Origin of the sequence: Bacilliculturomica massiliensis (genome assembly GCF_900605495.1) — a bacterium.
Lineage (GTDB): Bacteria > Bacillota > Clostridia > Peptostreptococcales > Anaerovoracaceae > Bacilliculturomica > Bacilliculturomica massiliensis.
This window is the reverse complement of sequence record NZ_LR027600.1, coordinates 176,295-196,716: the sequence shown is the minus strand read 5'-3', so window position 1 is coordinate 196,716 and position 20,422 is coordinate 176,295. Positions and strand designations below refer to the sequence as shown.

Here is a 20,422-nt window from a genome sequence, read left to right as displayed (position 1 = left end):
TCCTGTCATTACCATCTGTAGTGTGCAAACGCCTTGTTTGCCTCCGCCATCTTGTGGGTGTCTTCCTTCTTCTTCACGGAAGCCCCCGTACTGTTGGCGGCGTCCATCAGCTCCTTGGCCAGTCTCTCGGACATGGTCTTCTCGCCTCTGAGTCTGGTGTATTTGGTCAGCCATCTCAGTCCCAGAGTCTGACGTCTGTCCGCTCTGACTTCGATGGGGACCTGATAGTTCGCACCGCCTACACGTCTTGCCTTGACTTCGACCACCGGCATGATATTGTTCATGGCCTTCTCGAAAACCTCCAGCGGATCTTCCCCTGTGGTCTCCTTGATCGAATTGAACGCGTCGTAAACGATAGACTGTGCGACTCCCTTCTTTCCGTCCAGCATAATGCTGTTGATGAGCTTAGCCACCACAACGCTGCCGTAAACCGGATCGGGAAGCACTTCTCTCTTGGGTATATTTCCTCTTCTAGGCACTTCTCTTCCCTCCTTGCTTGTAGACCCCCGCGATACTGCCTTGTGCCGCCGACACGCTTTCGGCCTGCCAGCCCGCCCTTTCGGATCAGCCGGCAATGCTTTCTGCTGCATATCCTGTGCACATCTGCTGCACGCCCGGATTTCAGCCGCTTTCCTTCTCGCAGAAGATCCCTCGCAACTTCGAATTCGGTACTCGACGCGGTCCTCCGCGCCGCGATGCCTCTTAATATCTATATTAAGGGCACTCGTCTGCTTGCCGGTGTCTCTCTGACATTCCGAATTCCCGGTTCGCAATTACATTTCCCGATTCTTGTCAAATTATAACTTCTTTTTCAACCTTATTTTGCCTTAGGTCTCTTTGCACCGTATTTGGAACGGGCCTGGCCTCTGTTGGCAACGCCTGCGGTGTCCAGCGTACCTCTGACGATATGGTATCTCACACCAGGCAGGTCCTTAACTCTTCCGCCTCTGATCAGCACAACGCTGTGTTCCTGCAGATTGTGGCCGATTCCCGGAATGTAAGCCGTTACCTCGATGCCATTTGTCAGACGGACCCTGGCTACCTTTCTCAGCGCTGAGTTAGGCTTCTTAGGAGTTACAGTCTTAACGGAAGTGCAAACGCCTCTCTTCTGAGGAGCCTCGGTATCTGTGGGCACTCTCTTGATGGAGTTCATGCTCTTTAACAGAGCCGGGGAGTTGGACTTCGTGACAGACTTCGTTCTTCCCTGTCTCACCAGTTGATTAATTGTTGGCATTCGTTTTCTCCTTTCCTGCGGGCAGTCATCTTTCTTTTACCGGGCTTATTTTCCCGCCGCTGCCGGCAAAATATAACGTTTTCAGCTCATTTTTGAAAATTTTCCAGTTCATCTGAGAACCACAATATCCAGAACAAGCCAAAGTACAGTATATCTGAAGTTATGGGGCCTGTCAACGTTTTTTCGCCCTGTTGGCGTTAAATCCATAATAAATCGGCGTTAACCAGCCTCATATCCACCTTAAAATAGGCAGGACCCGCGCAGACTTTCCCCTCTCATCCATTGATCGCCTGTAAAAAACGCTCCCCATACTTTTTATATTTGAACTCGCCCACGCCGCTGATCTCCATCATTTCCGCCTTCGACTGCGGTCTGGCGGCGCACATATGAGTCAGGCTCTTATCCGAAAAAACCATATAAGGCGGTACTCTCTCCTCTTTGGCTATTTCCGATCGCAGCTGCCTCAGCCGTTCGAACAGCCCTTCATCCACATCTCCGAATCCGACGGCCCTCCTGGCCGGCTTCTTTTTCGTCTTCGGCTCTTCTTCCCTCTCCCGGGCCAGTTTCATGAGGACAGACAGACTTCCGTCCAGCACCTCTCCCGATCTCTCTGTCAGACGCACAACGGTATACTCATCGCTGCTCAGACTCAGGTAATCGTTCACCAGCAGATGATTAAAGACCTGACGCAGCCTGTGAGCCGGCACCGTACTCAGACAGCCGTACCAGGAATTTTCGTTCATGCGATACTGCCGGATCTTTGCGTTGTTTGCGCCGCGGACCGTATCGATGATCACATTGATCCCGTACCGCTGCCGGCACTCGCCCACACAGCCGATCAGGCCGCGGGCGTATTCCGTTACGTCCACCGTCTCGAACTGGCTCAGACAATTGCCGCAGTTTCCGCAGTAATTATCCCCGTACTCTCCAAAATACCGGAGAATGTAGTCCCGCAGGCACTCGTTGGAGAAGCAGTAATACGTCATCTTTTTCAGACGTTCTCTGTCCCGCTCCAAAACGGCCTGCCGCGCGGCCTCGTCCAATTCCTCGTTGTCACGGTTATTCTCGATAAAAAGCTGATTCGTAATGACATCCTGCCCGCCGTAATACAGAATACACTCCGCAGGTTCTCCGTCTCTTCCCGCTCGCCCCGCTTCCTGATAATAGCTCTCCATATTTTTCGGCATATTGTAGTGAAGCACGAAACGGACGTCCGATTTATCGATCCCCATGCCAAAGGCGTTGGTCGCCACGATGATCCGTTTCCTGTCGTAGATAAAATCGTCCTGATTTTTCTGCCTTTCTCCGTCGTCCAGACCTGCGTGATATCTGGTGGCGGAGTAGCCGTCCCGCTGCAGGCGGCCGCAGACCTCTTCCACGGTCTTCCTGGTCAGACAGTAGATAATGCCGTTTTCGCCGGGGTGACAGTCCAGATAATTTCTCACGGCGCCGTATTTATCCTTCAGAGAATACACGGCAAAGTAAAGGTTGGGGCGGTCGAAACCCGTTGTCAGCACGGTGGGATCCTGCAGCATCAGAATATCTGCCACATCATCTCTGACCGCCTGTGTGGCCGTGGCGGTAAACGCGCTCACCACAGGCCGGTAAGGCAGCCTGTGGATAAAATCCACGATCTTCAGATAACTGGGCCGAAAATCCTGTCCCCATTGTGAGACGCAGTGAGCTTCGTCCACCGCCACCATGGCGATCTTCGCATGGACGGCAAAATCGAGAAATGATTCTGTGGTCAGCCGCTCCGGCGCTACATAGATGATCGGATAGCGCCCTGCTCTGGCGTTGTCCAGCGCTGTAAAATACTGAGCCGACGACAGCGAGCTGTTCAGATAGGCGGCGGACACGCCCGCCTGTCTGAGACTTGCCACCTGGTCCTTCATCAGCGAGATAAGGGGCGAGATCACCAGCGTGATCCCCTCCATCATCAACGCCGGGATCTGATAGCACAGTGATTTACCCGCCCCGGTGGGCATGATCCCCAGCACATCGCGCCCTGAAAGAATACTGTCGATGAGCAGTTCCTGACCTTCCCTGAACTTATCATATCCAAAATACTGCTTTAAAACCTGATACTTATCCAACGTTCCTCCCCTGCGGCTGATCCACATAAAAACGGCCGGACGCTCCCGGCCGCACTGCTATTTCTCCACAAACCGATCGTAATATTCTTGAGCCGAACTCTCGCTCAGTTCAAATCGTCTTTGAAGCTTCTCCACAATGCGTTCCCGGGAAAAGCCCTCCTCCCTGAAATCCAGAACAAAATTTTGGATGCCCAGCTCCAGACCTTTTTCCAGACCTTTTTCCAGACCCTTCTCCAGACCCTTCTCCAGACCCTTTTCCAAGCCTTGCTCCATTGCTTCTTCGCTTTTTATCCTCATCATATCTTCCATCGTGTACTCTTTAAACATATCATTTGCCACCTCCGCTCCATGCTTTTTCAGAAAGTCGGCCAGCATTCCCTCGTCTATGCACCCTTTGATTGCCGCGGCGATGGCCGCGTCCCGGCTCATTCCCTTATTCAGGTTTTCCCTGACCATGCTTACGAGTCTGCTGTAACCGCGCAGTGTAGGACTTTTGCTCAGCACCGGATGATTGGATGATTCGTTGATATTGATCACTTTGACTACCAGCTCCAGCACCGGCCGGCCTGTTCCGTCCATAAACGCGTCGGACAGTTTCATTTCCCAGGTTGCCGGCTGCTTTCTCGTTCCATTGTATAGAACATAGAAGTGAGGAGTCGGGATCCGATACAGTTTTTCCTTCAAAAGCTCATCCAATTTCAGTATCTGCTCATACTCTCTGGCTGCATACAGGAACATACGCACCGGCATGTTCTCGTTGGCCGTAGCCTGATGTTCTGTCAGCACGATATACTGCTCTGCTACGGAGAAGGCCAGATCGTTGATCAAATTGTTATAAAGGGCCGCGGAGAGCGTCTGAATGGATACCGCCTCCGGATCAGTGTAATCGGTTCCTTCCAACGCGTTGAACAGTTCCAGCAGGCGCGCCTTATCGTTGAACAGAAGCTGAAAGACCCCATTTTTAAAATTGCGGTTGGTGCTGTGTTTCTTCATCTTTTCTCCTTTTAGTATACCACAGATCGAGGGCTTGGTCATTTAAAATGTGATGGAGATATCCATATATTTACTACACAGCAGTATACAATATTATTCTTTAATTGTCAATATATGTTTATCTTTATTTCTTCATGTTCTGTCCTATCCTCTTTCACCGGAACTGCAAAAAGCAAAATTCTCCCGCCGCATCTTCCATGCAGCGGGAGAATCTCTCTCGGCAGACGCGTTCAGGCGCCTGCAATATCATTCATTTGACTCTGTCTTACAGTTCCGTAAATCCCGGATCTTCGTCTGCGTCAAACTCCATCTCCGCAGCGGCTGCCTGTTCTCTCACCGAATCAAGCTCCAGTGTTTCCAGACCGGCCAGCTCCGCAAAAGCGTTTTCCGCTTCTTTCTCGTCGCCGTAGAAATTGATGCGTTCGCCTCTGAGTTCTTCGCCTTCCTCCTCGTCCTCCTCGGAGATAGGCTTGAAGGATTCCATATACTCGGTATTGACGCCGTAATCCAGTTTGATGTTCTTGTAACGCTTCATTCCCGTTCCCGCCGGGATCAGCTTGCCGATGATGACATTTTCCTTGAGCCCCAGCAGCTTATCATTCTTCCCCTTGATCGCCGCGTCGGTGAGCACGCGTGTGGTCTCCTGGAAGGACGCCGCGGACAGGAAGGAATTGGTGGCCAGGGACGCCTTGGTGATACCGAGCAGGATCCGCTTGCCCGAGGCCGGCTGCTGTTCTTCTGTCAAAGCGGCGTTGGCCTCCTCCAGCTCCGACTGACTGTACAGTCCGCCGGGCAGAAGCTGCGTATCGCCCGCCTCCTCGATCTTGCACTTGGAAAGCATCTGGCTGACGATCACCTCCACGTGCTTGTCGTTGATATCTACACCCTGCTGTTTGTATACGCGCTGAACTTCCTTCAGCAAGTACTGATAAACGCCTTCCACCCCGTTCAATCTCAGAATGTCGTGAGGATTGAGAGGTCCTTTTGTGATACCTTCTCCCGCGGTGATAAAATCGCCCTCCGACACCCGCAGCCGGGCGCCGTAAGGAATGATGTAGACCCGTTCTTCCTCGCCTCTGATCTTGACTTCGGTCTTGTTGTCTTTTCTGCTCTCAATGGAGACCACCGTGCCGTCGGCCTCGCAGATCTCCGCGATACCTTTTGGCTTTCTGGCCTCGAAAAGTTCTTCAACACGGGGAAGACCCTGTGTGATGTCGTTTCCGGCAACCGATACGCCGCCTGTGTGGAAAGTACGCATGGTCAGCTGCGTGCCCGGTTCTCCGATAGACTGCGCGGCTGTGATCCCCACTGCCTCTCCGATATTTACCACCTCGCCGGTGGCCAGGTTTCTGCCGTAGCACTTGGCGCAGATCCCGTGTTCACATTTACAGGTCATGACGGAACGGATCTTTACAGCCTCGATTCCGGCCTTCTCAATGGCTTCCGCCTGAGCTTCCTTGATCTCCTCTCCGCCGCTGACGAGCAGAGTGCCTTTATCGTCATAGATATCCTCCATGGCGGTCCTGCCCACGATCCGCAGCTTCAGAGCCTCGATGATCTCCTTGCCGTCTGTAAAGGCGCGCACCTCGATGCCCTCGTCCGTTCCGCAGTCCATTTCGCGGACGATAACGTTATGGGATACGTCTACCAGACGTCGGGTCAGATAACCGGAGTCCGCCGTACGCAGAGCTGTGTCGGCCAGACCTTTTCTTGCCCCGTTGCTGGACAGGAAGTAATCCATTACGGACAGTCCCTCACGGAAGTTTGCGGTGATGGGGATCTCGATGGTTTTACCGGAAGCGTTGGCCATCAGTCCACGCATTCCGCCTACCTGCTTGATCTGGTTCTTGCTGCCTCGGGCTCCTGAATGCGCCATGATAAACAGGTTATTCAGTGTCCCCAGAGAATCCATCAGCGCGTCGGCCACGTCGTCGGTGGCCTTGTGCCACGTCTGGATGACCTTCTCATACCGCTCGCTGTTGGACATAAGGCCCCGTCTGTAGGCCATCTGATATTTATCTACGACTTCCTGGGCTTTCGCGATGATCTCCGGTTTTTCCTTCGGCACTTCCATGTCGGCCACACTGATGGTGATAGCCGCCTTGGTAGAATATTTGAAACCGGTGCTCTTGATGTGATCCAGCATCAGCGCCGTCTCTGTGTTGCCGTGGACCCGGTAACACTTGTCGATGATCTGGCCCAGCTTTTTCTTATCGCAGAGGAAGTCGATCTCCAGGGCGTAGGGATCCGCGTTTCTGTCCACATATCCCAGGTCCTGAGGTATTTTGTCATTGAAAATGAAGCGGCCTACGGTAGATTCCACCAGCTTGCCGGGATCATCCGGCGTAAGCTGCTTTCTCACCTTGACTCTGGCGTGGATGCCCACAGCGCCCGTCTGGTACGCCATCAGCAGCTCCGCGTAATCGCAGAACACCTTGCCGTCGCCCTTTTCCGCCTTGGAGCTCCTGTCTTCCAGACCCGGGTGGGTCAGATAATAGCTCCCCAGGATCATGTCCTGGGTCGGCGTGGTGATGGGGGAACCGTCTTTCGGCGCCAGAATGTTGTTGACGGAAAGCATGAGGAACCTGGCTTCCGCCTGCGCCTCCACAGACAGAGGTACGTGAACGGCCATCTGGTCTCCGTCAAAGTCCGCATTGTACGCCGTGCAGACCAGCGGATGCAGTTTGATCGCCTTGCCCTCCACCAGCACCGGCTCGAAGGCCTGAATGCCCAGTCTGTGCAGCGTAGGAGCACGATTCAGCAGGACCGGATGATCCTTGATGACGTCGTCCAGCACGTCCCAGACCTCGGGGCGCACCTTCTCCACCATGCGCTTGGCGCTCTTGATATTGTGAGCCAGGCCGTCCTGGACCAGCTTCTTCATAATAAAGGGCTTGAACAGCTCCAACGCCATTTTCTTCGGAAGACCGCACTGATAGAATTTCAGCTCCGGTCCCACGACGATTACGGAACGTCCGGAGTAATCCACACGCTTGCCCAGCAGATTCTGCCGGAAACGTCCCTGCTTGCCTTTCAGCATATCGGACAGGGACTTCAGCGGACGGGAACCGGGACCCGTCACGGGCCGGCCTCTTCTGCCGTTGTCGATGAGCGCGTCCACAGCCTCCTGCAGCATTCTCTTTTCGTTTCTCACGATAATGTCCGGAGCTCCCAGGTCCAGTAGTCTCTTCAGACGATTATTTCTGTTGATCACCCTTCTGTAAAGGTCGTTCAGGTCGGAGGTGGCGAAACGTCCTCCGTCCAGCTGCACCATGGGGCGCAGATCCGGCGGAATCACCGGCACGACCTCCAGGATCATCCACTCCGGCTTATTGCCTGAGGAGCGGAGAGCCTCGATGACCTCCAGTCTTCTCACGATACGTATCTTCTTCTGACCCGACGCGTCCTTCAGTTTCTTTCTCAAGTCCGCAGACAGCTCTTCCAGATTGATCTGCGTCAGCAGATCGCGGATCGCCTCGGCGCCCATAGCGGCTTTAAAGTCGTTTCCGTACTTATCCTTAGCCTCTCTGTACTGCTGTTCCGTCAGGATTTCCTTGTATCCCAGATCCGTCGTGCCCGGATCCGTCACGATATACGCCGCAAAGTACAGCACCTTTTCCAGATTTCTCGGAGAAATATCCAGTACCAGGCCCATGCGGCTGGGGATCCCTTTAAAATACCAGATGTGAGACACCGGTGCGGCCAGCTCGATGTGACCCATCCGCTCTCTTCTCACCTTGGCTTTCGTGACCTCAACGCCGCAGCGGTCGCATACGATACCCTTATAACGGATCCTCTTATACTTGCCGCAGTGGCATTCCCAGTCCTTTGTAGGTCCGAATATCTTTTCACAGAACAATCCTTCCTTTTCCGGTTTCAGCGTTCTGTAATTGATCGTCTCCGGCTTTTTGACCTCGCCGTGAGACCAGCTTCTGATTTTTTCCGTCGACGCCAGACTGATCTGTAATGATTCAAAATTATTTAATTCCAAGGAGCTTCTCCCCTTCCCATATATCAAATCAACCGAAAGTTTATCACCAAATCCGCGATTTGGGAGATTTTCGTTCTCAAAAGAAGCAGCAGATTAAATCAAGTCATCCTCAAAGTCTGCGGAGGCGTCTTCGACGAAGTCTTCTTCCAGCTCTTCGTCATCGGGCCCCTCCTCGGTGTAACCGGCTTCCTCGTCGAAGAATTCTTCTTCATCGGCCACAGTTTCCATGTCGTCGATAATGCCCTCGATGCCTCCGGTCCCCTCCGCCTCGTTGGATTCTTTGATCTCGATCTCCTGATTGTCGTCCGTGAGGACCTTGACATCCAGACCGAGACTCTGCATCTCCTTGATGAGTACCTTGAAGGATTCGGGAATTCCCGGTTCGGGAATATTCTCGTCCTTGACGATCGCTTCGTAGGTCTTCACACGGCCCACCACGTCGTCGGACTTCACAGTCAGGATCTCCTGCAGCGTGTAGGCGGCTCCGTAAGCTTCCAGAGCCCATACTTCCATCTCTCCGAAACGCTGTCCTCCAAACTGGGCCTTGCCGCCCAAAGGCTGCTGGGTGACCAGGGAGTAGGGTCCGGTGCTTCTGGCGTGGATCTTGTCGTCCACCAGGTGATGCAGCTTCAGCATATACATGTAACCTACAGTTACAGGGTTGTCAAATTCTTCACCGCTCCTGCCGTCGCGCAGAACAAGTTTTCCGGATTCCGGATAACCGCACTCGCCCAGCAGATTGATGATATCCACCTCGCTGGCCCCGTCGAATACAGGCGTAGCGATGTACCAGCCCTTTTTCCTTGCCGCCAGACCCAGATGGACCTCCAGAACCTGCCCGATATTCATTCGTGAAGGTACGCCCAGGGGGTTCAGCATGACCTGCAGCGGCGTTCCGTCCTCCATGAACGGCATATCCTCCTGGGGCAGGATCCGGGAAATAACGCCCTTGTTTCCGTGACGTCCCGCCATCTTGTCTCCCACGTTGATCTTTCTCTTCGTGGCGATATAGCATCTGACCAGCTTGTTTACACCCGGCGGCAGTTCGTCGCCGTTCTCTCTGGAAAAGATCTTCACATCCACGATGATGCCCGTCTCCCCATGGGGAACGCGCAGGGAGGTATCTCTCACCTCTCTGGCCTTCTCACCGAAGATCGCTCTCAGCAGCCGCTCCTCGGCAGTGAGCTCGGTCTCGCCTTTCGGCGTCACCTTGCCGACCAGAATATCGGAGGAGTTGACCTCCGCTCCGATGCGGATGATCCCTTCCTCGTCCAGATCCTTCAGCGCATCCTCGCCTACGTTGGGAATATCCCTGGTGATCTCTTCGGGTCCCAACTTGGTGTCTCTTGCTTCAGATTCATATTCTTCAATGTGGATCGAGGTCAGCACGTCATCCATGAGCAGCCGCTCGTTGAGGATGATCGCGTCCTCATAGTTGTATCCCTCCCAGGTCATGAAACCGATGAGAAGGTTCTTGCCCAGCGCTACCTCGCCCAGCTCTGTGGAAGGACCGTCGGCGATGACTTCTCCCTCCTCGATATGCTCACCGTGGTTCACGATGGGTTTCTGGTTGATGCAGGTGCTCTGGTTGGCCCGCTTATACTTCAGCATCTTATATTCGTCGACGCCTTCGCCGTCGTCTCTTCTGATCCGGATCTTCACCGCATCGACGAATTCGACGGTTCCCGCGTGTTTGGCCAGTATTACGACTCCCGAGTCTCTCGCAGCCTTATACTCCATGCCTGTGCCCACGTAAGGCGCTTCGCTGACGAGAAGGGGCACGGCCTGACGCTGCATGTTGGCTCCCATCAGAGCACGGTTCGCGTCGTCGTTTTCCAGGAAGGGGATCATTGCCGTAGCAACGGACACTACCTGGCTGGGAGAAACGTCCATGAAGTCGACGACGTCTTTGTTGTAGAGGTCGATCTCACCGCCGGCGCCTCTGGCAACGACCTTGGCGTTGACGAAATGTCCTTCGCTGTCCAGCGGCTCGTTGGCCTGGGCGATGATCAGCTGCTCTTCTTCGTCCGCGGTCAGATACTGGATCTCCTTTGTGACGATGCCTTTCTCTTTATCCACCTTTCGATACGGCGTCTCGATAAAACCGTACTCGTTGATCACACCGTAGGTGGTCAGCGAACCGATCAGTCCGATATTGGGACCTTCCGGCGTCTCGATGGGGCACATTCTTCCGTAGTGGGAGTGGTGTACGTCCCGGACCTCGAATCCGGCTCTCTCTCTGGAAAGTCCGCCGGGACCCAGGGCCGACAGTCTTCTCTTGTGCGTCAGCTCGGCCAGAGGGTTGGTCTGGTCCATGAACTGCGACAGCTGGGAACTTCCGAAAAACTCCTTGATGGCTGCAGTCACGGGACGGATATTCATCAGGGCCTGCGGCGTTGTAACTTCGATGTCCTGAATGGTCATTCTCTCCTTGACCACCCTCTCCATACGGGCCAGACCAATGCGGAACTGATTCTGCAGCAGTTCGCCCACGGTCCTCAGCCTTCTGTTTCCGAGATGATCGATGTCATCCGTCAGTCCGATCCCCTCAGTCAGGTTCAGCAGATAGCTGACGGAAGCCACGATGTCGTCCAGAACGATATGCTTCGGAGAAAGCTGGTTCTTCATGGAGACGATGGTTTCCTTCAGTTCATCCTCGTCCGTTACGCTGTCTAAAATTGCTTTCAATACAGGATAGAACACCTTCTGCGCGACTTTGATCTCATCCACGTTGAAGGGTACGAAATCCTGGAGGTTTACAAAATTATTTCCGATAACTTTTACCGGTTTCTCTTCGTCGATCTTGCTGTATACATAAACATATTCGACTCCCGCGTTCTCTACAGCGAAGCCCAGTTCTCTGGATATCTTCTGATCCTTTTCCACCAGGATCTCTCCGGTGGAAGGGGATGCAATATCCTCCGCGGCGACGCAGCCGATAATACGGTTGGAAAGGCCCAGTTTTTTATTGTATTTGTACCGTCCCACCTTGGCCAGATCGTAGCGCTTGGCATCGAAAAACAGCGCTTCGATGAGATCGTAAGCACTTTCAAAAGTGGCGGGCTCGCCGGGACGGAGCTTCTTATAGATCTCCTTCAGTCCCTCGTCGTAATTGGTGGTAACGTCCCTCGCCAGGGATTTTTCCAGCCTGTCGTCCGTTCCGAATACTTCCTCGATCTCCGCGTTGGTCCCCTCGTAAAGGATCTTCGTGGTGTCCATGGCATACTCGCCGAAACGGCGCACTTTCTTTGCCAGCTCAGCTTCGGTAATGTTCGGATTCTTGCGTCTCTCGTTCTCCACCTTGTCCTCAACCGACTTATACGCCAGGGCTCTGAGGATGGTCGTTATAGGCTGCTTTCTCGTGCGGTCCACGCGGACGGACAGGATCTCGTTGGAATCCGTCTCGTATTCCAGCCATGCGCCCCGGTTGGGGATAATGGTAGTGGAAAACAGCTTGTTGTTGGATTTGTCCACGGCCATGTCATAATACGGTCCGGGGGATCTCACAAGCTGCGTAACGATGACACGCTCCGCGCCGTTATAAATGAAGGTTCCCCTCTCTGTCATGATCGGGAAATCTCCCATGAATACTTCCTGTTCCTTTACCTCTCCTGTCTCCTTATTCACCAGGCGGACCTTCACCTTCAGCGGCGCTGCATAGGTAACGTCTCTCTCCTTGCATTCCTCCTGGTCGTACTTCGTCTCGTCGGAGATGGAGTGGTCGATAAATTCCAGCACTAAATTGTCCGCATAATCTCTGATTGGAGAGATATCCTCGAACACTTCAGTCAGTCCTTCTTTAATAAACCAATCGTAAGAATCTTTCTGGATTTGGATCAGATTAGGCATTTGAGCTACTTCATTGATCTTGGAGTAGGTCATTCGTTCTTTTCTACCTATTTTAATGGGTTGAGGCATCTTTTTTCCTCCTTGCATTGAAAACAAAATACTTCGCGTGGCAATGTACTATAATACCACATTGCTTTCAAGTAGTCAAGGAGATTATCGACGAATCTCAAATATTTTATACCAGTTTCAGAATGGGCTTAAGAATAAAAGAAAAATGCCACGCCCTACCCCTTTGCTGCAAGAATGGATTGCCTTCAGATCAGACATTTAGAATATAGATATATATTAGCGGAACACGGCCAAAAAAGCAAGCACTATTCTCCAGTCACCGTGCTGTGGCAGGTCAGCAGATATTGAAGCGTCTCCGAAGCAAGCCGGTCCCGGTTCTCCAGGGTCAGCTCCTCGTAGGCCCCCCAGGCCTTCTCGTAATACACCCGGTTCATCGGCTCCGATCCGTTACGCGCCAGATCAGGCGCCCAGTCCGGCGTCACTTGATTGATCTTCAGCATTCCCACGTATTTTGTCACCGTGTCCATCAGCTGATTTTGCCGGGGATCGCTTTTGTCCTCCTGATTTGCCGGCAGCCCTGCCGTCTGGTCAGAGTGCTCCGGGTCGTTGGGCGCGGGCACGGGCTCCGGTCCCTCCTCATCCGTCGGCGCAGGCAGAGCCGGCAGCTCCGCCTGGGACTGGATCGTTGAGAGCCGGCAGCTCCGCCTGGGACTGGATCGTTGACGCCGCGCCGGTCATGCTGGCCGCTCCGCGGGCCGCCGCGCTGCTGATCGGATAATCCCAGAAAAACGCCCCGCCGGCCACCGCCAGGCAGCAGAACAAAAAGATCAGGGACCGCGACATCCCATAATGCCTGCGCACTGCGGAAGCAGCCGCCTCCAGGGCAAAGAGCATCCACAGGCAGACGACCGCAGGTATGAGCAGACGCCGGTTTTTCTTTGCCGCGCTTATCACCTTTGCCACTAACTTATCAAACATGCGGTCGTCCTCCTTTTCTCCAAATTATTCCTGTCTCGTAAGACCATCGGTAACATACAACATTATACATGAAATCGGAAGTTTCTGCAAAATATCTGCAATTTCTTCTTTCGATCCATATAAAAAAGGACCGGCTCGCAGATCTCAGAGATCCCGCGCCGGTCCTTTCTGCATGACGCCTTTCCGTTTCCCGGATCAGCCTCGTGTCTTATTTCAGCTCTACAGTAGCGCCGACTTCTTCCAGCTTCGCCTTGATCTCGTCAGCTTCTTCCTTCGTAGCAGCTTCCTTGACCGGCTTCGGAGCTCCGTCTACCAGATCCTTGGCTTCCTTCAGGCCCAGACCCGTGATCTCTCTCACGGCCTTGATGACCTTGATCTTCTCGCTGCCTGCAGCAGCCAGAATTACGTCGAACTCGCTCTTCTCCTCAGCAGCAGCCTCACCGCCGCCAACAGCGCCTACCACGGCTACCGGAGCAGCTGCAGATACGCCGAATTCTTCTTCGCAAGCCTTAACCAGCTCGTTCAGTTCTAATACTGTCATCGCTTTGATCGCTTCGATAATCTGATCTTTGTTCATTTTAATTTCCTCCATTACATATTTTTAATTCTTCCGTTGAATTTCGTTTCTTCGCGTTTTGCCGTCCATAAGACGCGCCGGCAGGCTGATCTCGGCGATCTCCCGCAGCAGCGACTTGAACAGCTCCTGCTTTTCTTTCGACATATCCGCCAGCACTGTAGCGTTGACCTCCTCCACCGCATCGAGCACCGGCTCCTGCAGGGCCAGCGCCTTCTCCGTCAACTCGATCTCAATGAAACGGCGATCTTCCCTGCTGATGCTGCGCCGGAGCATGCCCTTCTTCTCCATGCGCTCCAGTATGCCGGAAATGGTGGAAGTTTCCAGATGAAGAATCTCCGCGATCTCCTTAGGACTTTTCTTCTTTTCCACCCAAAGACAGTACAGAACACCGTACTGCACCGGAGTAATATCAAACTCGGACAGGCGGGCGCTCATCGCCTGTGACACCCGGTGCTGCGACGTGGTCAGCAGATAATTGATACATTGATTTAATTCCAGCATGGTACTTCCTCTTTCTTTTCTCCGGCGGCTGTTTACTGCGCCTGTTATTTCCGTAATACTCTGCCTTTCCGGAATTCACGGAAAGAACCGGACATCCATCCGGTTCCCTCTCACTTCTTTCTACTAATTTATCATCTGTGCGCCGGGCCGTCAATCCTTTTTCTGTAAATCGCTGGGGCGCCAGACCTGGATCTGGATCTGTATCCGGATCTGCCCCTCTCGATCCGTCCCTCTCGCCGCCTGCCCGTTCAAGCACTCCTTCGCATCTGTTTTTATATGTAGCATGCTAATTACTTGCTTTCAAAATAGTAGCATAGGAACGAACCCCTGTCAATCCACTTTTCGATACTTTTTCACAAGCGAAAGAAGCTGCCGAAACCAGCGGACCGGCGCGGCTTCCTGGCGGGCAGCCCAGCGGCGCAGCCGGAGGGCGCAGACAGCAGAGAGGCCGGAACGAACAACGCAAAAAAATCAGCGCCCGTTCCGGGTCAGTTCAAACCGGAAGGGACGCTTTATTTTGTTTGCTGACACATAACCAGGCCGCGGCGCTCCCTGTTCTGTCACTTTCCGAAACGCCGGAGGGTCTGAAACTGCCTTCGTGCTCGCGTTACCAGTACCTGCGTCTTCTGCCGAACAACTCCTGCAAAAGCAGAATGTCCAGCAGATCGCGGAACAGTCCGCCGCTGCGCAGCGCTGCAGGCGACGCGTCGGGAACGGCCATAGCCATTGCGGCAGCCGCGCCGGTAAACTGCATTTCAATACGGTCGCCCATTTTTTTCAGCTGTTCCCGCGTGGGCGCCATGCCGCCGCACGCATCCATATAATCGCAGGCCTCGATCACATAGGGCTGAAGCTGATAGTAGATCTCGGGATAAAGGGTCTCATACTCAGCGGCAGCGGCCGCAGTCTCCGCGGCCTTGACCGGCCCTTCATACCAGCGTGTTAACTCTGCATTATGTCTCATAATATGTTCTCCTGTGACTTCCCCTATTGGACAGGGGTATAAATATCGTTGCACTCACAGTCTATGCACAGGAGCGTCCATTCGTTCGGCTGGGTCCCCTTTCCTTTTTGGCTGCCGCAGAGGAGCAGTCCGCGGCAGCCATATGGAGCGATCGGGATGGTCTTAGAATCTCAGGGAGAGACAGCTGAGACCACCGTCCAGCTTTCTGTATTCGGAAGTATCCACCAGGATCACTTCATAGCCGGCGTCGCGCACAGCCTTTTCCACAGCGGGATAACCCTCGGGAACGATCACTTTGCCGTTGACCCAGATGCAGTTTGCCGCGTACGCTTCCTCTTCCGGAATGAGAATTTTGTTGAACTTCTCAAAATCCGGTTTGGTCACAAATTCGCCGGAGACCAGCATGTTATTGTTTTCAATGTAGTTGACGCCCGTCTTCAGGTGGAGCACCTCTTCAAGGGGCACCTCAGAACCCGTCAGACCGTATTTTTCCAGTATCGCGATGAACTGACGGATGCCTTCCTCATTGGTTCTGGCGGAACGTCCCACATAGAAGTGATCGCCCACCATCATAACATCGCCGCCGTCCAGCGTTCCGGGATCCACGATGTACTCGATCTTGTCATCGCTGAAAAACTTCCTGATCGCAGGAATGATCATTTCCGCTTCTCTGTTTCTGGACATCGCGCCGGGGTTTGTGATGATGGCGCATTTTCTGGTGATGACCGCCGGATCTTCAACAAAACAGGAGTCGGGGAATCTCTCGCACGCCTCCAGTACTGTCACTTCCACACCACACTTCTTCAGAGCCTCTATGTAGGCGTCATGCTGCTTCAAAGCCAGCTCATAATCCGGCTTTCCCAACTCCGGCGCCGATGTGATCCCTTCCACCATCGCTCTGCACGGTCTTCTCACAATTACATTCTTGAACATGTCATGCCTCCTGTTCCGCCTGCTCGCTGATTGCGTTCTACTTTGTCCCTCACTGGAAATGGCCGGGCCTTTGGCGCGCCCACCAGCAATATTTTGTATGTTGTATATAATATACAATATAGCGCTTGTGTTGTCAACTGTCTCCTGCAAATTTTCCCATCGTTTTATTCAGCCGCAGCATTGCTTCATTTTTTTCCGGCGGGTGCGGAGCTTTAAAATGGCAATCAGAAGTTGATCGAAAGCATGAGAGGACCCATTTTTTCTTTCTTTTTGCCTTCTATGAACACCCCAAAAAGAAAAAAATAGATGGCGTTATAGGTATTTCGATCGTTTATCTTGTCGATTATTGTCGCTTTTTTCTTTTTGTAAGCAGTTTCATATAAAATGCGAAAAAATATTTAACTTATTTTGTATTTTATATATATTTAATACATTTCTTTTTCGTTTTTGAGCCTCTTTTGCCATCAAAAAGAAAAAATACAGAAAATGATCCATGCTTATTCCTTTTTAGGCCGATCCCGTCACTTCCCCACCCATAATAAGCCATAAAAAGTCATAATAAGTCGGGATGACTCACACCATGACAGTACCCGCAAACGGTGCATCACCCGCCCTGCAGGCTCACTCTCACAAGACAAATTTTTTCGGGCATACGATAGACGATATGTCTTATGTCATAAAAAAAGCACGGGGCCCCGGACTTCCCGTGCTTCCCGTACTTTTTCTCAGTCTGGCTTTTTCTTTCCTTACAGCGTCTCCATGTAGGCCCAGTCCACCCGCCAGTGGACCTCCCTGAGGAAGGATTCCAGTCCTGCCGCGTCTTCCTTCTCGAAGAGACGGATGATCTCCTCGTGCTCGGCATTGGTACTGTTAAGGATATCTTTCATACTTTCATCCCCGTACAAGCTGTAGGACTTCCGCAGGAATTTGTTCTTGATGCGGTGCAGAAGGTCGATGAGACTCTGGTTGCCGCATTTGTCGGTATATACCTGATGAAATGCCTCCTGCTGCTTATAATACATGTCCAGATTGTCGGAGTCGATGGCCAGTTTCATGCTGCCTATGTAAAACTGCATCTCCTTCAGTTCTTTTTCCCCGATCTTGCCGCAGGCCGCTGCAGCCGCCAGTCCATCCAGCGCCCCCAGTATCATATACGTCTCCCTGGCCTCCTGATCGGAGAGACCTTTGATGATAAATCCCTTCCGCGGAACGTTTTCCAGAAACCCGTCGCTGGCCAGCTGGATCAATGCTTCCCGGACCGGTGTCCGACTGACGTTCAGAATATCGCTGATCCGCTGCTCGTTGACCTTTTCCTCCGGCTTCAGATTCCCTGCGTTGATCTCCCCTGTGATAAAATTGTATACGTGATCCTTTAACGACAAATAGGTATCCATATATACAGTCCGCCTTTCTCTAGTTGTATATTGTATACATCGATTATACTGTAATCTGCTAAAAAAAGCAAGAAGGGATCCCGCAAAAAAACACTCTCCGGGCGGCAGACTCCGCGCCGAAGAGTGTCCTCACAGATAGGATCTCTGTTTTGCTTACTATAATTGATGCGTTTTTCTCGCAGCCCGGTTTTCCTGTTCCTTCCGCTTCTCTGAATCCTCAAGCGCATCTTCGATGGCCTCGTCCAGCACGTCGTCCAGTGCTTCTCCGATGGCGTCTTCCAGAACTTCCTTGCCTTTATCGTCTTTCAGCAGGTCCAGAATGGTGTCCATGATGGACTTGCGGTCCTCGCTCTGATCGTAGAGGAATTTGCGGATGGCAAAGACCATGCCGATAGCCAGCACCGCGGCCAGGTTGTCCAGCATACCGTGCTCCAGCAGCATCTGTCTGGCGATGGCAAAGAGCATCACGTCAAGTACTGCGCCCTGGGAATGCTCCAGAAGCATCTTGATGAACTCCAGACCAATGACCAGCCACATGATATCGCTGAGCATGCTGCGCAGCTGTACCGTGCTGAGATCCATCGAAAATATCTCATAGTTATTGACCAGCATCACTAATTCGATCCCGATACAGATCAGAATGATCAGCGAAATGATGCCCTCGAACACCGTGGAAAGCTGAAAGATAAAACGGGACGATTTCTGCATCCATACTTTGAACTGTCTCATGTATACCTCTCTTTTGCCTTAGTTTCAGCGGCAAAACCGCATCCTCGTTACTATTGTAACAATTTCCCGGGAGTTATACAAGAAAAAAAAGTGTCTTCGGTCTATGCAGAAAATGTCACCGGCCCACGCAGGAAGTTTCCGGCAGCGTGCTTCCTCCATCGATGCGGATCTCCGCCCCGGTGATATAGGCCGCTTCATCCGATGCCAGAAACGCGGCCAGATAGCCGATCTCCTCCGGCCTTCCCAGCCGTTTGACGGGGACGGATTCCGCGATCTCATCCAGGACGCGCTGTGGATCGTTTGGATCGGTCTCCTCCGCTGTCAGCTGCACCATAGGGGTCATAAAGTATCCGGGAAGAATAGCGTTGGACGTAATATTGTACTCAGCCGTGTCGATGGCGATGGCCTTGCTGAAACCCAGCAGCGCGGCCTTCGTGGTCGCGTAGGCAATATTGGCCGGATCACACACCACCGGTCCGGTGACGGAGGACATGTGGATCAGCCGGCCGTAGTGCCGTTCCATCATGCCGGGCAGCACCGCCTTTACGCAGTTCCACGCCCCTTGGATATTTACGTCGAAATGGAGTTTTCTCAGCTTTTCATCCATCTCCCGAATGTCTGTAAGCAGGGAGACGCCGGCGTTGTTCACCAGAATATGCAGCGGACCATGAGCGGCCTCCGCTTCCCGCACCACGTCCCGGACGCAGTCGGGATCCGTCACGTCCATCTGATAAGCGGCTGTCCGGACGCCTTTTTCCGACTCCTCCAGCCTCCTGGCGGACTCAAATACTTGCTCCGATTTATCCGTCATGATGACGAGAGCGCCTTTCTGCGCCATGACCCGGGCGATGCCCAGCCCGTTTCCCATAGCTGCCCCCGTGATCAATGCCGTCCTGCCTGTCAGATTACCCATTCTGTCCTCCTTCTGTTTGCTTCACCGCGCCTGCCCTCGGCCATGTCTGCCCTTCAGCATGCCTGCTCTTCGGCGTCTGCACCGCTTCAATTATCCGCCTTACTCGTCGCCCGCCGTTAGTCTGCAGATCATCTGTTCTCTGGCTCCTACCGCCACGCGGTAATATCCCGCCAGCTCCCTGTCCAGTTCCGGATCTCCCGTATCCGAGATCAGCCGATGTCCCGGAAGGGACAGCAGTTTTCTCTTGGTGGCCGCCAACAAAATGCGCTCCATACCCAGTCTGCGGATGATGCGGGGGCTGATCTGCTGGTTTCCCCTGCCGAATACGTGGCCCTGACCGCCGATAACGGTCAGGATGACGCGCAGGTCACTGCCCGGCTCCTGGGCGATCTCCCAGAGCTGCCGTTCCGTCACGTCGGAAGCCACCAGCTTTTTATCCCGTATGACGTCCACGCCGATGAGCGTGTTAGGCAGATCCAGGCATTCCATAACGCGCCGGGTGGTGGTCCCCGCGCCCACCGCATAGTACACGCCCGGTTCCATGCCGTCGATGAGCTGCGCCGCAATGGACGTCAGTTCTCCTTCTTCCGGGACGGATCTGGCCTTCACATGCTGGATCCTCGTCTCGTCGCAGGGCACCCGGAGAAACCCGTAAAGACGCGGGCGCACCTCTCCTCTGCGGTAAGCGTCCTCGTCCAGATCCATGACCTCGGCCTCCCGGCTGTTTTCCGCCCCCTGTTCAAGATGCCGGAGAGCGGCGCTGCCCGCGCTGGCGGGATTCAGCGCAAACACGCCGGAATGGATCTTCACTCCGGCGGGTATGCCCAGCACGGTCACCCGGTCGCCCGCTCCCTCATAAATATTGCGGGCGGTGCCGTCCCCGCCGGCAAACAGCAGCAGATCCACCCCCGCGCGGCTCATAGCCCGGGCCGCCTGAACGGTATCCTCCGGTGAAGTTGCGCCGGCGCCTCTGCCGGGCAGCACCTGCTCCGGGCTCAGTCCGGCGGCCCGGCACTCATCTTCGCCCATGCCGCCTTGACAGGTAATGACCGAAATGCGGCCGGCTGCGGCTCCCAGCTTTCTCAGCGCGGCGGCGGCCCGGTCCGGAGCTTCCGGACGAGCCCCCAGTTCCAGGGCCTTTTTCTGAATCTCCGCGCCGTCGCTACCTTTCAGCCCCACCCGGCCTCCAATGCCGGCCACCGGGTTGACGATCAGGCCGACTCTCATTTTCCTGCTTGTTTCATTGCTCATCCGTGGATTC

Annotated in this window: 16 protein-coding genes; all 16 read right to left on the bottom strand. The window is 53.6% G+C overall.

What is annotated here, in order from left to right; translation table 11 throughout:
- Positions 1-8 precede the first annotated feature (8 nt).
- A complete protein-coding gene (rpsG, locus tag E0E37_RS04525; RefSeq protein ID WP_130861796.1) occupies positions 9-479 on the bottom strand; it encodes a 30S ribosomal protein S7 in 471 nt (156 codons plus the stop codon).
- Positions 480-817: 338 nt separating this feature from the next.
- Positions 818-1,234, bottom strand: coding sequence for a 30S ribosomal protein S12 (gene rpsL / locus E0E37_RS04520; protein WP_130861795.1), 417 nt, complete (start codon positions 1,232-1,234; stop codon positions 818-820).
- A 275-nt stretch (positions 1,235-1,509) separates the two neighbouring features.
- A complete protein-coding gene (gene recQ, locus E0E37_RS04515) occupies positions 1,510-3,330 on the bottom strand; it encodes a DNA helicase RecQ (protein ID WP_130861794.1) in 1,821 nt (606 codons plus the stop codon).
- A 57-nt stretch (positions 3,331-3,387) separates the two neighbouring features.
- Positions 3,388-4,323, bottom strand: coding sequence for an RpnC/YadD family protein (locus tag E0E37_RS04510; protein WP_130861793.1), 936 nt, complete (start codon positions 4,321-4,323; stop codon positions 3,388-3,390).
- Between the two features lie 265 nt (positions 4,324-4,588).
- Complete coding sequence (gene rpoC, locus E0E37_RS04505; RefSeq protein WP_130861792.1) at positions 4,589-8,314, bottom strand: DNA-directed RNA polymerase subunit beta'; 3,726 nt, start codon at positions 8,312-8,314, stop codon at positions 4,589-4,591.
- 93 nt (positions 8,315-8,407) lie between these two features.
- Positions 8,408-12,232: a DNA-directed RNA polymerase subunit beta gene (rpoB, locus tag E0E37_RS04500; RefSeq protein ID WP_130861791.1), complete on the bottom strand. Its 3,825-nt coding sequence runs from the start codon at positions 12,230-12,232 to the stop codon at positions 8,408-8,410.
- Positions 12,233-12,477: 245 nt separating this feature from the next.
- Positions 12,478-12,792 carry a hypothetical protein gene (locus E0E37_RS04495; RefSeq protein ID WP_130861790.1) on the bottom strand — a complete coding sequence of 105 codons (315 nt, stop codon included), beginning with the start codon at positions 12,790-12,792 and terminating at the stop codon, positions 12,478-12,480.
- A gap of 16 nt (positions 12,793-12,808) precedes the next feature.
- Entirely contained in the window at positions 12,809-13,150 is a 342-nt protein-coding gene (locus E0E37_RS04490; RefSeq protein ID WP_130861789.1) for a hypothetical protein, read from the bottom strand.
- A 208-nt stretch (positions 13,151-13,358) separates the two neighbouring features.
- Positions 13,359-13,727, bottom strand: coding sequence for a 50S ribosomal protein L7/L12 (rplL, locus tag E0E37_RS04485; protein WP_130861788.1), 369 nt, complete (start codon positions 13,725-13,727; stop codon positions 13,359-13,361).
- A gap of 24 nt (positions 13,728-13,751) precedes the next feature.
- Positions 13,752-14,228: a MarR family winged helix-turn-helix transcriptional regulator gene (locus E0E37_RS04480; RefSeq protein ID WP_330548538.1), complete on the bottom strand. Its 477-nt coding sequence runs from the start codon at positions 14,226-14,228 to the stop codon at positions 13,752-13,754.
- Positions 14,229-14,835: 607 nt separating this feature from the next.
- Positions 14,836-15,192 (bottom strand): hypothetical protein, encoded by a 357-nt coding sequence (locus E0E37_RS04475; protein ID WP_130861787.1) that lies wholly within the window; start codon positions 15,190-15,192, stop codon positions 14,836-14,838.
- Between the two features lie 162 nt (positions 15,193-15,354).
- Positions 15,355-16,125, bottom strand: coding sequence for a dimethylarginine dimethylaminohydrolase family protein (locus tag E0E37_RS04470; protein ID WP_130861786.1), 771 nt, complete (start codon positions 16,123-16,125; stop codon positions 15,355-15,357).
- A 746-nt stretch (positions 16,126-16,871) separates the two neighbouring features.
- Positions 16,872-17,519, bottom strand: a complete 648-nt coding sequence (locus tag E0E37_RS04465) for a GntR family transcriptional regulator (protein WP_130861785.1) — start codon at positions 17,517-17,519, stop codon at positions 16,872-16,874.
- Between the two features lie 156 nt (positions 17,520-17,675).
- Positions 17,676-18,248 carry a hypothetical protein gene (locus E0E37_RS04460; RefSeq protein WP_130861784.1) on the bottom strand — a complete coding sequence of 191 codons (573 nt, stop codon included), beginning with the start codon at positions 18,246-18,248 and terminating at the stop codon, positions 17,676-17,678.
- A gap of 115 nt (positions 18,249-18,363) precedes the next feature.
- Positions 18,364-19,161 (bottom strand): SDR family oxidoreductase, encoded by a 798-nt coding sequence (locus E0E37_RS04455; RefSeq protein WP_130861783.1) that lies wholly within the window; start codon positions 19,159-19,161, stop codon positions 18,364-18,366.
- A gap of 99 nt (positions 19,162-19,260) precedes the next feature.
- Positions 19,261-20,412, bottom strand: coding sequence for an ATP-NAD kinase family protein (locus E0E37_RS04450; RefSeq protein WP_207302919.1), 1,152 nt, complete (start codon positions 20,410-20,412; stop codon positions 19,261-19,263).
- Between the last annotated feature and the right edge of the window lie 10 nt (positions 20,413-20,422).

Bases quoted from the DNA above. Each gene is read 5' to 3' on its own strand.
- rpsL (WP_130861795.1), bottom strand. From the start codon at position 1,234: ATGCCAACAATTAATCAACTGGTGAGACAGGGAAGAACGAAGTCTGTC.
- E0E37_RS04510 (WP_130861793.1), bottom strand. From the start codon at position 4,323: ATGAAGAAACACAGCACCAACCGCAATTTTAAAAATGGGGTCTTTCAG.
- rpoB (WP_130861791.1), bottom strand. From the start codon at position 12,232: ATGCCTCAACCCATTAAAATAGGTAGAAAAGAACGAATGACCTACTCC.
- E0E37_RS04490 (WP_130861789.1), bottom strand. From the start codon at position 13,150: ATGTTTGATAAGTTAGTGGCAAAGGTGATAAGCGCGGCAAAGAAAAAC.
- rplL (WP_130861788.1), bottom strand. From the start codon at position 13,727: ATGAACAAAGATCAGATTATCGAAGCGATCAAAGCGATGACAGTATTA.
- E0E37_RS04480 (WP_330548538.1), bottom strand. From the start codon at position 14,228: ATGCTGGAATTAAATCAATGTATCAATTATCTGCTGACCACGTCGCAG.
- E0E37_RS04475 (WP_130861787.1), bottom strand. From the start codon at position 15,192: ATGAGACATAATGCAGAGTTAACACGCTGGTATGAAGGGCCGGTCAAG.
- E0E37_RS04470 (WP_130861786.1), bottom strand. From the start codon at position 16,125: ATGTTCAAGAATGTAATTGTGAGAAGACCGTGCAGAGCGATGGTGGAA.
- E0E37_RS04465 (WP_130861785.1), bottom strand. From the start codon at position 17,519: ATGGATACCTATTTGTCGTTAAAGGATCACGTATACAATTTTATCACA.
- E0E37_RS04460 (WP_130861784.1), bottom strand. From the start codon at position 18,248: ATGAGACAGTTCAAAGTATGGATGCAGAAATCGTCCCGTTTTATCTTT.
- E0E37_RS04455 (WP_130861783.1), bottom strand. From the start codon at position 19,161: ATGGGTAATCTGACAGGCAGGACGGCATTGATCACGGGGGCAGCTATG.
- E0E37_RS04450 (WP_207302919.1), bottom strand. From the start codon at position 20,412: ATGAGCAATGAAACAAGCAGGAAAATGAGAGTCGGCCTGATCGTCAAC.